Origin of the sequence: Paraburkholderia sp. BL9I2N2 (genome assembly GCF_004339745.1) — a bacterium.
GTDB lineage: Bacteria > Pseudomonadota > Gammaproteobacteria > Burkholderiales > Burkholderiaceae > Paraburkholderia.
This window is the reverse complement of record NZ_SMGP01000004.1, coordinates 905,709-918,781: the sequence shown is the minus strand read 5'-3', so window position 1 is coordinate 918,781 and position 13,073 is coordinate 905,709. Positions and strand designations below refer to the sequence as shown.

The following is a 13,073-nucleotide window of genomic DNA, read 5'->3' as shown; positions in this document are numbered from 1 at the left end:
ACCTCGTCGGCCGGCTCCGCGCAGACGCACACAAGCGCGTAGACTTGATGCGCTCACGCGCAAGCCGGACTGCCGCCATAATCCGGCGCAGCGCCCCTCTTCGATTGATTTTTAGCGCCGCACGCCACCATGCTCACTGTCCACTGTTCCGTGCAGTCCGTTGCCCTTCCGGCTGAATCGAGCGTCGCGCGTTTGTACGACGCGCCGGATCTGGCCGACGCCTATGCGGTCCGCCTGCCCGAGAACGCCATCGACGATCCGGAGTTGCTGGCGCGCTTCGTGTTCGCGCATCAGGCGGGATGGGTCGCGAGGTTGATGGGCTTGCGCGATGCGATCGTCGCCCGTTTCGGCCTGAAGACCGCGGCGCAGTTACGCAGCATCAAGGATCCCGCCGCCGCAAGGGAGCGCCTCGACATCTTCAGGATCTACACGCGTAGCGCGCACGAGATCATCCTCGGCGAAAACGACCGCCATCTCGACTTCCGGGTTTCAGTGCTGCAGCAAACTCGCGGCACACAGGAAGGACGCTCGCGCTATCTGATCCTGTCCACCGTCGTGCATTGCCACAATCGACTCGGCCGTTTTTATATTCTCGCCATCGCGCCGTTCCACCGGATGGTGGTGCGCTCGTCATTGCGGCGAGCGGCGCGCATCGGCTGGCCGACCGCCTGAGCGGTTCGACACGCGGGCGCGTGAACGATCACGGCCCGCGGTTCGGGTTCAAGTGCAACTGGGCGTGCTTGCTTACCCGCAGCCCACCGCACTCGCGACATCGACGCATCAACACGTCACCGCATTACGACCCGATGAACTCCAGCAGATCGCCGTTCACCTTGGCAGCCTCGACGGTGCACATGCCGTGCTGGCCACCCGGATAGACCTTGAGCGTGGCGTTCTTCACGATCTTCGCGGTCAGACGGCCGGCCGCATCGATCGGCACGATCTGGTCGTCGTCGCCGTGCAGCACTAGCGTCGGCACGTCGATCTTCTTCAGGTCTTCCGTGTAGTCGACTTCGGAGAACTGCTTGATGCAGTCATACAGTCCCTTGATCGAGCCAGCCATGCCCTGGACCCAGAACGAATCGATCACGCCTTGCGACACCTTCGCGCCCGGACGGTTGTAGCCGTAAAACGGCAGCGCCAGATCCTTGAAGAACTGCGAGCGGTCGTCTTCCACGCCTTTGCGGATGCCGTCGAACACGTCGATCGGCGTGCCGTTCGGATTGCTCTCCGTCTTCAGCATCAACGGCGGCACCGCGCCGATCAGCACGGCCTTCGCGACGCGTTGCGTGCCATGCCGGCCGATGTAATGCGCGACTTCCCCGCCGCCCGTCGAATGGCCGACGAGCGTGGCGTCCTTCAGATCGAGTTGTTCGATCAGCGCGGCGAGATCGTCGGCGTAGGTGTCCATGTCATTGCCGTCCCACGTCTGCTCCGACCGGCCATGCCCGCGCCGGTCATGGGCGATCACGCGAAAGCCTTTGTTGCCGAGGAACATCATCTGCGCGTCCCAGGCGTCCGCGCTCAACGGCCAACCGTGCGAGAAGACGACCGGGCGACCCTTGCCCCAGTCCTTATAGAAAATGGTCGTACCGTCTTTCGTCTTGATCGTGCTCATCTGCTGACTCCTGTTAGTTGAAGTCTGCCGTCGCCGGCAGGTGGATGAAGCGTGTTCTCCTGAACCATTCGCGCGGCACGCGACACGACGCCCATTCGAGGCACGGCATGCCTCGCACCACACGTTGATGACGGATTCGCGACGCGCCCAGGCGATTCGGCCGGTGCGTCGGCGATGACTATTCGAAGCGAATAACGGGAAAAAATACTGGACTGGCTATACGGCGTGCATGCGTGAGTAGCATGCGCTCATTTGAAAAATGCTGCCGTTTGGCTGCCTGCATGGTATGGGCAATCGAGCCCGTTGGCTAGCCGCCGGGCGCATGGAAAGTCCGTTCTGACGGAGTGATTGTCGGTTGATGACAAGCCGATCCCAATTGCCGAACATCGCCTTGCGGATCGAATCTGCGGGCGGCGGCCTTAATGTGCTCCAGACCGATGCCGAGCCCGGCTCAAAGGCGTTCGAATCCACCCGCGCGACAATGCTGCAGCGCGGTCGATTGCCGCAGTCGCGCCGTCGGCGCACCGAAACCGTGCCCGGCGCGCCCAGCAAGGCGATCAGGAAAACTTGATATCCATCAACGACTTGCCGTCTCAAAATAAAAAATCGCCGCAAAACAACGTGGTTTTTTGACGCACGTCGCGTCGCAGCAAAAAATTTCCTCATCCCCTACTCTTGCGCCATCTGCCCAGCGCAGTGCGCACCGACAACGGTCGACGCGCGTAGTCCGCCCTCGCGGCCATCACGCACTTCACGCTCATGAACTCCGCTCTCTCGGCCTTCGATCTCGCCCGCATCCAGTTTGCGTTCACCGTCTCGTTCCACATCGTTTTTCCGGCGCTCAGCATCGGCCTCGCCAGCTTCATCGCCGTGCTCGAATGGCGCTGGCTGAAAACCCGCAAGGCGTACTACAAAGACCTTTGCCTGTTCTGGTCGAAGATCTTCGCAGTGGCCTTCGGCATGGGCGTGGTTTCCGGCGTGGTGATGAGCTATCAGTTCGGCACCAACTGGTCGGGCTTCTCCAGTTTCGCCGGCCCCGTCACCGGCCCCCTGTTGATGTACGAAGTGATGACCGCGTTCTTCCTCGAAGCGGGCTTCCTCGGCATCATGCTGTTCGGCTGGCAGCGCGTGAGTCCGCGCGCGCACTTCGGCGCCACGCTGATGGTGGCGATCGGCACGCTGATTTCGACCTTCTGGATTCTCGCCTCCAATAGCTGGATGCAAACGCCGCAAGGCTTCGAAGTCGTGAACGGCCGCGTCGTGCCGCTCGACTGGTTCAAGATCGTGTTCAATCCGTCGTTCCCATACCGGCTCGCGCATATGGCGCTCGCGGCGTTCATCGTCGCGGCGCTGGTGGTGTCGGCAGTGGGCGCGTGGCATCTGCTGCGCGGACGGCGCGATCCGGCCGTCAAGAAGATGTTCTCGATGGCGCTCTGGCTCCTCTTGATCCTCACGCCGGTCCAGGCGTTCGTCGGCGATCAGCATGGTTTGAACACGCGCGAATATCAGCCCGCCAAGATCGCGGCGATCGAGGGTCTGTGGGACACCGAAAAAGGCGGCACCGCGCTGAACCTGTTCGGCATTCCCGACATGCAGGCGGAAACCACGCGCTACGCCGTGTCGATTCCGCACCTGGGCAGCCTGATCCTCACGCATAGCTGGGACGGCGAAATTCGCGGTCTCAAGGAATTTCCGCCGCAAGACCGGCCGAACTCGACGGTGGTGTTCTGGAGCTTTCGCATCATGGCCGGCCTCGGCGTGCTGATGATCCTGATGTCGGTGGCTGCGTGGGTGCTGCGCCGCCGTGGACGCCTGTTCGAATCGAAGTGGTTCCAGCGCGTCGCCGTGGCGATGGGGCCGACGGGTTTCATCACGCTGCTGGCCGGCTGGGTCACCACTGAAGCGGGTCGTCAGCCGTGGGTCGTGTACGGCGTGATGCGCACTTCGCAGGCCGTGTCGCCGCTCAGCACGCAGCAGGTCGGCATCTCGCTGATGACCTTCGTGGTCGTGTACTTCCTCGTGTTCGGCACCGGCGTCTACTACATGCTCAAGCTGATGCGCGCGGGTCCGGCGCTGCCGGGACACACGCCGCACGAAGCGCCGGAGCGCCTGCCGAACCACACCGCGCGCCGCCCGCTTTCCGCCGCCGATCACATGATCGACGCGGCCTGAACCTGCCCTTCTTCACCAGCTACTTGCGATAGAGAAAGAACATGGACGTAACCGTAGTGTGGGCCGCGATCATCGCGCTGGGCCTTTTCATGTATGTGGTGCTGGACGGCTTCGACCTAGGCATCGGCATCGTTTTCCCGTTCTTCCCCGATGAGAAAGAACGCGACCTGATGATGAACACCGTCGCGCCGGTGTGGGACGGCAACGAAACCTGGCTGGTGCTCGGCGGCGCGGGACTGTTCGCAGTGTTCCCCGCGGTCTACTCGACCGTGCTGTCCGCGCTGTATCTGCCGCTGATCTTCATGCTCGTGTGTCTGATCTTTCGCGGCGTGTCGTTCGAGATTCGCGCCAAGGCCAATCGCACGAAGCATCTGTGGGACCTCGCGTTCATCGGCGGTTCAGCGGGCGCGGCGTTCTTTCAGGGCATCGCGCTGGGTGCATTCCTGCAAGGCATCCCCGTGATCGACGGCGCGTATGCCGGCGACGCCTTCGGCTGGCTCACGCCGTTCAGCCTGCTCACGGGCCTCGGACTCGTGGTCACTTATGCGCTGCTCGGCTGCTGCTGGCTGGTGGCGAAGACCGAAGGCGATCTGCAACGCCGCCTGCATCGCGTGGTCTGGCCGCTGACGATCGTGCTGCTCGGCTTCGTCGCGATGGTCAGCCTGTGGACGCCGCTGCAGGATCCGAATATCGCGCAACGCTGGTTCCACGACGGCCTCTTCTATCGTCTGCTGCCGGTGCCCTTCCTCGTGGCGGTCGCGGCGTTCTTCATGCATCGCGCGGTGCGTGAGCGGCATCACAACACGCCGTTCGCGCTCGCGCTGCTGCTGGTGCTGCTCGGCTACGCGGGCTTGCTGGTGAGCCTGTGGCCGTATGCGATTCCGTCGAGCATGACGCTCTGGGAAGCGGCCGCGCCGCGCTCGAGCCAGATGTTCACGCTGGCCGGCGCAGCGGTGATTCTGCCGATCATCATCGCCTACACGACGATGGGTTATTGGGTATTTCGCGGCAAGGTGCGTCATGGCGACCAACATCACTATCACTAAGCAGACGAGCCCGGACGCAACGCACGGCGCATCGAGCGCGCCGGCGCGCAAAGTGCCGGGCTGGCTCTGGTTCATCGCGCTGTGGTGCTTCGGCGTGGGCTCGGCGATGTCGCTCGGATTCGCATTCAAGCTTCTGATGAATGCGACGTTATTTGCAGTCAAATAGAGACTGCTTCAGCGCGCTTCGATCCGGCGCGCATAACCTTCGGAATCCTGCGGGGACGCCTTTAAAAAAGGACCGTTCGGCTCGTCTACCAAGCAAGCCGTAAACTATGCGCGAGAGACCTGCCTTGGACATCATGCGGTGCATCGGAGCAGACGGCGATTTAACAAATAAACGGTCACACAAGCGGTTCGCCGGAAGGTGCGCCGCGCCACCGATCAGGCATATGATCGCGGGGTGGGCGGCAATGATGCGATTCACGAGGCTAGAAGTAAAACGAGACCCTATAACGGCGGTAGCCCACATCGGGCAGGCCCGACTCGCGGAGACATCATGAAGTTTCTTGTAGCCGACGACCATGAACTGATTCGTCAAGGCGTCAAAGGCATGCTGCGCGGCCTCGATCCCGACGCCCAGTTCGACGAAGCCGACAACTGGGAGACGCTTGCCCTGCTCGCGCGTCCCGACGCCGATCACGATCTTGCCATCGTCGATCTGCATATGCCGGGCATGAGCGGCGCTTCGTCGCTCGAAGTGCTGTTGAAGGCGAACCCCGCGCTGCCGCTTGTCGTCCTCTCCGCCGAAGAATCGCCCGACGAAATGCGCGCGGTGCTGGCCGCCGGCGCGCTCGGCTTCGTGCCGAAGCGCCAGCCCGCCAGCGTCATGCTCAAAGCGATCGAACTGGTGCTTTCCGGCGGCGCTTATGTGCCAATGGAAGCGCTCAGTCTGCTGGGTTCGCGCGATGCGCAGGCCGCGCCCGTGCCCGCTCGTGCCGAAGCGCTCGCTGATCCGTCGCAGCAACATGCGGCTCCGGTCGGCGCGCACGCGCCAAGCCAGGGCGGCGCCACGCTCACGGAACCGCTCACGCAGATCCAGGCATTGCAGCCGCACCAGCAGCATCTGCTGGAGAATCTGTCGCCGCGTCAGCAGGACATCATGCGGCTCGTGCATCGCGGCTGGACCAACAAGATGATCGCGCGCGACCTGGGTGTCGCGGAAGGCACGGTGAAGGTGCATCTGTCGGTGATCTTCCGGGCGCTCGGTGTGCATAACCGGTCGACGGCGATCGCCGTGATCAACGGCTGGCTGGAAGCCGGGAAAACCCTGTAGCACGCGATCGATGACAGGCGGCGTTCACGCCGCCCGTTCGCCTCTACTTTTGCGGTGCGCTCTGCGACTGGGTGCTTTGGGTCTGGCTCTGCACTCCGACTCTCGCTTCGCCTTGCGGCACGATCTCAGCAACCCGCGTCACCCCACTGGCCGGCCGGCCATCCACTTCATGTCCCGTTTGGTCCACGCGCAATTCCAGCGCGGCGGCCGCCCGCCCCTTGTCCTGTTCGGCCTGCTGCCACAGCATCTCCAGCGTGCGCCGCAAGCGCGCCGGCGTGACCGGTTTATGGAGCACCGGAATCCCCTGCAAGGCGAGCGCCGCCAGTTCCGCCGACGCCATGTCGCCCGTGATCAGCAGCGTCACCACGTTGTCGTGCCCCGCGCGCGCGAGCACATTGCGCACGGCGGTGAGCGCCTGCGCGCCGGTGCGGTGATTCGCCAACTGGTAGTCGCATAGCACGGCATCGGGCACGAAGCCGCCTTCGAGCGCGGCGAGCGCATCGACTTCGTCGCGCGCGCCGAGCACGCTGCAACCCCAACGGCCCAGCAGACTGACGAGGCCTTCGAGAATCGACGGGTCGTCGTCGATGCACAGCACGCGCCGCCCTTGCGCCGACGGACCGCCGGCCACCGCTTCGTTCAGGCTCGCGACGATGCCGCCGGGATCGCCCGCCTGCACCGGAAAGCGGAACACCGACCCGCGGCCCGGCGCCGAGCGCAGTTGCAACTCGCCGCCGAGCATGCTGACCAGCCGCTTCACCGTCGGCAAGCCGAGGCCGTGACCCTGGCGCGCGTCGCGTTGCGGATTGGCGACCTGATAGAACTCCTCGAAGATGCGCGCGTGCTCCTCCACGGGAATGCCGATGCCCGAGTCGCGCACTTCGATAAAGCCGCCCGTCTGCCGCCCGGCGCGGCGCAGGCCCAGCCAGATCGCGCCGTCTTCGGTATAACGCACGGCGTTCGACAGCAGATTGCTCAGCACGCGTTCGAGCAGCACCGGATCGTCGTGCACGACCATCGTGGTCGGCGCGATGCGCAGCGCCAGCCCTTTGGCGGCCGCCTGCGGACGATACTGGCTGCCGACCCGCTCGAACAGTTCGGACAGCCGGAAATGCAGCCGGATCACCTGGGTCACGCCGCTTTCGAGCCGCGCCAGATCGAGCACCTGGTTGAACAACTGGTTCAACGCCTCGACGTTGTAGACGATGTGCTCGGCGGTCTTCGCGTGCTGCACGGGCGTCGCCGCCGTGTCGTTGAGCGAGGCCGCGAGCAGGCCGATCGCATGGAGCGGCTGGCGCAAGTCGTGACTGGCGGCCGCGAAAAAGCGCGTCTTGGCGAGGCTCGCCTCTTCGGCCACGCGTTTTTGCGCGGCCAGCGACTCCGCCAGATACTGCTGATCGACGCGCGCCTGCACGACCTGCTGGAACAGCTTGCGATAACTCAACGCGTAGACGTTGATCGCGCAAAAGAAAAACGCGAGGACGATGGCGAGAATCGTGCGGTCGAACGTATGCGTGCCGAAATGCATGACGATCGACGGAAACAGCAGAAACGGAATCGAGGTCGAGAAATTCAGCAGGTCGAAGCCATTCGACATGAACACGCCGGCGGCCAGCGTGACGAGCATGACCGTGTGCAGCAGCGGCAAGTCGGACTGCGGGCTCTGGAACGCGAACCACACGGCGATGCCCGGCCCGCTGTAAAGCAGCATGCCGCGCACCGCGTGCAGAATGATCCAGCCGCGCGGCGAGACGAGTTTCGGGTAACGGCGATTGCAGACCCACAGCGCGAGGCCGGCGCAGTTGGCCGCGGCATAGAAACCGAAGCACGCGATGAACAGCGGCGGCGACGGGATTTTCGGCCAGTAAATCGCCACCAGCACCGCGATCGAAAACCAGTGCGAAAAGAACGCAATCGGATCCTGCGCGTACAACACGCGCACCAGGTCTTCGTCGATGGCACGCTGGATCGGGTCGGCCCGCATCGCGCGGTCTCCTTTTGTCGATCGGAGTTAGCGCCTGAGCTGTCGATCGGGTTCGCGCGTTAGCGCGTTACTCCGATCACATGCAGAGCACTTACTCCGGTCCCATGCACCGCGCATTGCACGGCAAATTCGGTTATGTGGATCGGAAGCGCGGCGACGCAAGCGGCGTGAACCGCATCGGACACTTCGGATACGGCGTGGCTCTACGTCTGCGATGCAACTGCGTAGCCGCAGTGCGATGCAATGGTCCAATGCATCCGTTTCTCTTCAGACGAATAAGATGCACTTTGTCGGATGGTTTACCCGGCAGTTTACCCATCAGCTACCACTTAATCCATATAGGCGAAGCCGCCGTTGGAAACCATACTGGCTTCACATTCCAGCGCGGCCTCACCGCTTCAACATCCACATCCCGCCTGCAGTTCAGGCTCACCGCGCTCCCTGGCCTTTCCCCTTATGGAGGTTTTCATGGGCGCAGTTCCGAGCCACGAGTTCGTCCGCAATCTCGACGATGCGATCCTGCCGGATTTGTGGCGCCGGCGTACCCGGTTGTCCGGCGACGAAATGGTGTCGATGGTCGAACTGGTCAAGCGGGCCTTGCGGACCTATCACCCGCTCGAGCTGCAGGCGCTCGGCGAGGACAAGGAAGAACTGGTCGCCCAGTTCATCTACGCGAAAGTGCTGCGCCTCGCGCCCGGCCATACGGAAACCCATGCCTGCGCCGACAGCGCGCCGTCCAACGGCTACGCATTGTGCGCGTATTTCCGCCGCTACCTGATCGACTGCCTGCGCAGCGCCGGCCATCAGCGCAACGTATCGATGGAAAACGACGGCATGGCGCAGGAAATCGATCTGCACGCGCAAGCGCTGGAAGATCCGGTGGAAAGCGTGCTGCTGCAATACGGCCTCGACGAACAGCGCGTACGGTACTCGGCGCGCGCCTTTATCGAAAGCCTCGACGAACCGGAGCGGATCGTGCTGGCCGGCAGCCTCGGCTGGTGCTCGGAAGGTAAAGGCGGTCTGTCGGCAGTCGCAGCGCAGCATCGTGTGCCCTCGTATCACTATCGCGCCGTCAAGCTCGGCGTCACCATGAAGAAGACGGCCGGCGCCGAAGATTTTTCCAATACCAAGATCGGCCGCTGGCTCACGGACGTGCTCGGCATCGAGATCGACGTCGACAATCGCCCGGCCATTCTGCTCGCGCTGAACCTGCTCGCCGCCGAATCGAGCGACAGCGAAATGAATGAAGCGGCCGCGTAATAGCACGTGGCCGGGCCAGCGCCCGCCGCTCGCGCCGCCTCGCGACGCCGCGCACGCGGCACAGCAGGCCCGCGCGCCACATACGATGCGCCTTTTTTTGTGCGCGCGCACCGCCTAGGATAAAAAAGCCGTCGCCGCACGCCGTCTTGCTTCCGAAGTCCCGGTTGTCTCTCCCCGCATTCCATTCCAGACGAGGTGGTCGTGATGAACCGCTTATCGAGTGTCGTAACTGCAATCCAATCGCATTACGACGTGGTTGTGGTGGGTTCCGGCTACGGCGGCGCGATTGCAGCGTCCCGCATGGCGCGCGCCGGGCGCCGGGTGTGCGTGCTCGAACGCGGGCGCGAATTCATGGCCGGGGAATTTCCCCGCACGCCGTTTCAGGGCACCGAGGAGGTGCAATACAACACTGCGCTGGCGCATATCGGCTCACCGCTGGCGTTGCTCGAAGTGCATGTGAACGACGATGTGAACGCGGTGGTCGGCTGCGGTCTCGGCGGCACCTCGCTGATCAACGCAAACGTCGCGCTCGAAGCCGACCCGCGCCTGTGGGACGACCCACGCTGGCCGGCCGCGTTGCGCGCCGACAAGGCGGGCCGCGACAAAGGCTATGCGCTCGCCCGTGAGATGCTGCAACCGTCGCCGGTGCCCGACAGCTATCCGACACTGCCGAAACTGCAAGCGCTCGAACTGTCGGCGCAGGCGCTCGGTATGAAAGCCGAGTTCTCGCGCCCGGACATCACCGTCACCTTCAAGGACCGCACGAATGCCGCAGGCGTCGAGCAGAAGGCTTGCGTCGGCTGCGGCGACTGCAATTCCGGCTGCAATTACGACGCGAAGAATTCGACGCACATGAACTATCTGCCCGACGCCGTCGCGCACGGCGCGCAGATTTTCACGGGTACCGCCGTCCATTCGGTGCTGCGCGACGCGGCCACCGGGAAATGGATCGTGGGTTACCAGTTGGTGAGCCTCGGGCGCGAAAGCTTTGGCGCGCCCGATCTGTTCGTGAGCGCCGATATCGTCATCGTGTCGGCCGGCACGATCGGCTCGACCGCGTTGCTGTTGCGCTCGCGCAAGCAGGGGCTGAGCGTCTCCGGCATGCTCGGCAAGCACTTCACCGGCAATGGCGACGTGCTCGCCTTCGCCTACAACACCGAGCCGGTGATCAACGGCGTCGGCTGGGGCGCGCACGAGAAGGGCGAGATTCCTCCGGTCGGGCCGACCATTACCGGCCTCATCGACCATCGCGGCACCCCCAACGTCAGAGACGGCTATGTGATCGAAGAAGGCTCGCTCGCCGGCCCGGTGGGCGCGGCGCTGGTCGGCCTGCTCGGCGCCGCCGCGCCGCTCGAAGGCGTGGATGTCGCGCCGCGCTCCGTCGCGGAACAGCTCGCTTACGACGCGCGCGTGGCCACCAGTTTTCTGCGCGGCCCCTATCACGGCGCGCTCCATCACACGCAAAGCTACCTCGTGATGGCGCATGACGACGAAAACGGCGAGATCGACGTGGACGACAAAGGCCAGCCGCGCATCGTGTGGGAGAACGCCGGCAAGCAGCCGATTTTCCAGGCGGTCGAAGAGGTGCTCAAGCAGGCGACCGTGCCGCTCGGCGGCAAATACATGCGCAATCCCATTTCCACCGATATTCTCGGCAACCGCACCGTCACCGTGCATCCACTCGGCGGCTGCGGCATGGGCGAGGACGCCGGGCACGGCGTGGTCGACCACATGGGCCGCGTGTTCAGTGGCGCCACGGGCAACGCGGTGCACGACGGCCTGTATGTGATGGACGGCGCCGTCATGCCGATGTCGCTCGGCGTCAATCCGCTCCTGACGATTTCCGCGCTGGCCGAACGCAATTGCGAACTGCTGCTGGCCACGCATCCGCTGAACGCCGCGCCGGCCGAGGGCGCGCCCGCCACGCCGAGCTTGCCGCCCGCGCCGACGCCGCAGGCCGCGTCGTCGTCCCTGACGCCGTCCTCGCCGCAGAAGATCGGCCTGCACTTCACCGAAACGATGGTCGGCACCTACACGCCGAACGTGGCAGGCGAAGCGGCCACAAGCCCGATGGAGTTCACGCTGACCGTCGAATCGGAAGATCTCGCCGACATGCTCAGCAATCCGCAGCATCTGGCGCAAACGGCCGGCACGCTGACCTGCCCCGCGCTCTCCGCGCAGCCCATGACGATCTCCGACGGCACCTTCAATCTGTTCGTGGTCAACGAGTCGGACGTCGACGAGCGCAACATGAACTACCGCATGACGCTCAATGCCACTGAAGGCAAGACGTACTTCCTGAGCGGCAAGAAGATCATCACGCGCACTTCGCCGATCAATCTGTGGGAGCAGACCAACACGCTCTACGCGGAGGTTCGCGAGTCGGCGCAAGCCGGTGCGCCGTTGCTCGGCAAGGCAACGCTAATCATCACGCCCGAGAATTTCCTCAAGCAGCAACGCACGCTCGAAGTCACCCACGCACCCGATCTCAAGACACGTCTCGAATGGACCCTGAAGTTCGGCAAGTTTTTCGCGGGCGTGCTGTTCACCGAATACGGCGGCGTGGCCGCACCCTTGCAGTATTTCGACCCGAAAGCGGAGCCGCGTCTGAAGCGCGCGTTGCGTGCGCCGGCGCCGCAAATCGTTTTCTTCGATACGCCCGATGGCACGAAGCTCAGGCTCACGCGCTATCACGACCCCGCGCGCAAAGCGGCGCGTCCGGTGCTGCTGATTCACGGCTCGGGCGTATCGAGCCGCATCTACTCCACCGACCTGATCGCGACCAACATGGTCGAGTATCTTTTCGCCGCCGGCTACGACGTGTGGCTCGTGGATCTGCGCGTCAGCATCGAAATGCCGAGCGTGTTCGTGCCGACCAACGTCGACAAGGTGGCGCGCGAGGACATTCCGTCGGCGGTCGCCAAGATCCGCGAATTGACCGGCGTGCCGGAGCTTCAGGTGCTCGGCCACTGCATGGGTGGCGTGGCGCTGAGCATGTCGCTGCTGTACGGACTCGAAGGCGTGCGCTCGGTGGTCATCTCGCAGGTGTCGGCGCATCCGGTGCCCGGCACGCTGGAGAAGATCAAGGCCGGCCTGCATATTCCCGACATCATGCAACATCTCGGCGTACTCGACGTGACCGCCTATACGGAACACAAGTCATGGCCGCAGAACCTGCTCGATGAAGCGCTCAAGTTCTACCCGCTCAATCACAAAGAGGGTTGCGGCAATCCGATCTGCCACCGAGCGACCTTCCTGTACGGCCTGCTCTACGAACACGAGCAGTTGAACCAGACGCTGCATGCGAATCTGCAGGAAATACTCGGCGTGCACGACGTCGGCGTATTCAAGCATCTGGCCGCGATGGTGAGAGCACACAAGGTGGTCGATGCCGAAGGCAAGGACGTCTATCTCACAGGCACCGATGGCATGAAAGGACTGGAGGGCATGCGCCTGCCGATCGGGTTCATCCACGGCGATAAAAACGAAACCTATCTGCCGGTCAGCACGCAGCTCACGTATGACATGCTGGTCAAGCATTTCCCCGAGCAGCCTTACGAGCGGACCATTATTCCCGGCTATGGACACATCGACTGCATCTTCGGGAAGAATGCCGCGGTGGATGTCTATCCGGTGATCGTGAAGTATCTGGACGCGCATTGAGGTAGCGCGTAGGCGGTATCTGAAAGGCGCGCGCGAGCCAAGCGCGCCTTCCTTACG

10 protein-coding genes are annotated in these 13,073 nt (G+C 63.7%); 8 read left to right on the top strand and 2 right to left on the bottom strand.

The features are described 5' to 3' along the window. The first annotated feature begins 129 nt into the window (after positions 1-129). Positions 130-672 carry a DUF2867 domain-containing protein gene (locus tag B0G74_RS40580; RefSeq protein ID WP_132382830.1) on the top strand — a complete coding sequence of 181 codons (543 nt, stop codon included), beginning with the start codon at positions 130-132 and terminating at the stop codon, positions 670-672. 124 nt (positions 673-796) lie between these two features. Here the strand turns inward: B0G74_RS40580 and B0G74_RS40575 are convergent, their stop codons facing one another. Then, the gene (locus B0G74_RS40575) at positions 797-1,618 is read right to left on the bottom strand and encodes an alpha/beta hydrolase (protein WP_132382828.1); all 822 of its coding nucleotides are present in this window, start codon (positions 1,616-1,618) and stop codon (positions 797-799) included. Positions 1,619-1,994: 376 nt separating this feature from the next. Here B0G74_RS40575 and B0G74_RS40570 point away from each other — a divergent pair, with 376 nt between their 5' ends. The 5 genes from B0G74_RS40570 (at position 1,995) to B0G74_RS40550 (ending at position 6,109) form a co-directional block, all read left to right on the top strand. Continuing rightward, the gene (locus tag B0G74_RS40570) at positions 1,995-2,189 is read left to right on the top strand and encodes a hypothetical protein (protein WP_132382826.1); all 195 of its coding nucleotides are present in this window, start codon (positions 1,995-1,997) and stop codon (positions 2,187-2,189) included. Between the two features lie 188 nt (positions 2,190-2,377). After that, positions 2,378-3,790, top strand: a complete 1,413-nt coding sequence (locus B0G74_RS40565) for a cytochrome ubiquinol oxidase subunit I (protein WP_132382824.1) — start codon at positions 2,378-2,380, stop codon at positions 3,788-3,790. A 41-nt stretch (positions 3,791-3,831) separates the two neighbouring features. Further along, complete coding sequence (gene cydB, locus B0G74_RS40560) at positions 3,832-4,836, top strand: cytochrome d ubiquinol oxidase subunit II (protein ID WP_132382822.1); 1,005 nt, start codon at positions 3,832-3,834, stop codon at positions 4,834-4,836. Next, a complete protein-coding gene (locus tag B0G74_RS40555) occupies positions 4,811-5,002 on the top strand; it encodes a hypothetical protein (protein ID WP_132382820.1) in 192 nt (63 codons plus the stop codon). The genes cydB and B0G74_RS40555 overlap by 26 nt, the downstream gene beginning before the upstream one ends. A gap of 330 nt (positions 5,003-5,332) precedes the next feature. After that, positions 5,333-6,109 (top strand): response regulator transcription factor, encoded by a 777-nt coding sequence (locus B0G74_RS40550; protein WP_132382818.1) that lies wholly within the window; start codon positions 5,333-5,335, stop codon positions 6,107-6,109. A gap of 43 nt (positions 6,110-6,152) precedes the next feature. On the opposite strand, the gene B0G74_RS40545 is transcribed toward B0G74_RS40550, so the two are convergent. Then, entirely contained in the window at positions 6,153-8,093 is a 1,941-nt protein-coding gene (locus B0G74_RS40545) for a hybrid sensor histidine kinase/response regulator (RefSeq protein ID WP_132382816.1), read from the bottom strand. A gap of 468 nt (positions 8,094-8,561) precedes the next feature. Between B0G74_RS40545 and B0G74_RS40540 the strand changes: the two genes are divergently transcribed. Both B0G74_RS40540 and B0G74_RS40535 read left to right on the top strand, forming a co-directional pair. After that, a complete protein-coding gene (locus tag B0G74_RS40540; protein ID WP_132382814.1) occupies positions 8,562-9,353 on the top strand; it encodes a hypothetical protein in 792 nt (263 codons plus the stop codon). A 204-nt stretch (positions 9,354-9,557) separates the two neighbouring features. Beyond that, a complete protein-coding gene (locus B0G74_RS40535; RefSeq protein WP_132382813.1) occupies positions 9,558-13,016 on the top strand; it encodes an alpha/beta fold hydrolase in 3,459 nt (1,152 codons plus the stop codon). The last annotated feature ends 57 nt before the right edge of the window (positions 13,017-13,073 follow it).

Coding starts and splice junctions, on each gene's coding strand:
- B0G74_RS40550 (WP_132382818.1), top strand. CDS start 5,333: ATGAAGTTTCTTGTAGCCGACGACCATGAACTGATTCGTCAAGGCGTC.
- cydB (WP_132382822.1), top strand. CDS start 3,832: ATGGACGTAACCGTAGTGTGGGCCGCGATCATCGCGCTGGGCCTTTTC.
- B0G74_RS40580 (WP_132382830.1), top strand. CDS start 130: ATGCTCACTGTCCACTGTTCCGTGCAGTCCGTTGCCCTTCCGGCTGAA.
- B0G74_RS40545 (WP_132382816.1), bottom strand. CDS start 8,093: ATGCGGGCCGACCCGATCCAGCGTGCCATCGACGAAGACCTGGTGCGC.
- B0G74_RS40565 (WP_132382824.1), top strand. CDS start 2,378: ATGAACTCCGCTCTCTCGGCCTTCGATCTCGCCCGCATCCAGTTTGCG.
- B0G74_RS40555 (WP_132382820.1), top strand. CDS start 4,811: ATGGCGACCAACATCACTATCACTAAGCAGACGAGCCCGGACGCAACG.
- B0G74_RS40540 (WP_132382814.1), top strand. CDS start 8,562: ATGGGCGCAGTTCCGAGCCACGAGTTCGTCCGCAATCTCGACGATGCG.
- B0G74_RS40575 (WP_132382828.1), bottom strand. CDS start 1,618: ATGAGCACGATCAAGACGAAAGACGGTACGACCATTTTCTATAAGGAC.
- B0G74_RS40535 (WP_132382813.1), top strand. CDS start 9,558: ATGAACCGCTTATCGAGTGTCGTAACTGCAATCCAATCGCATTACGAC.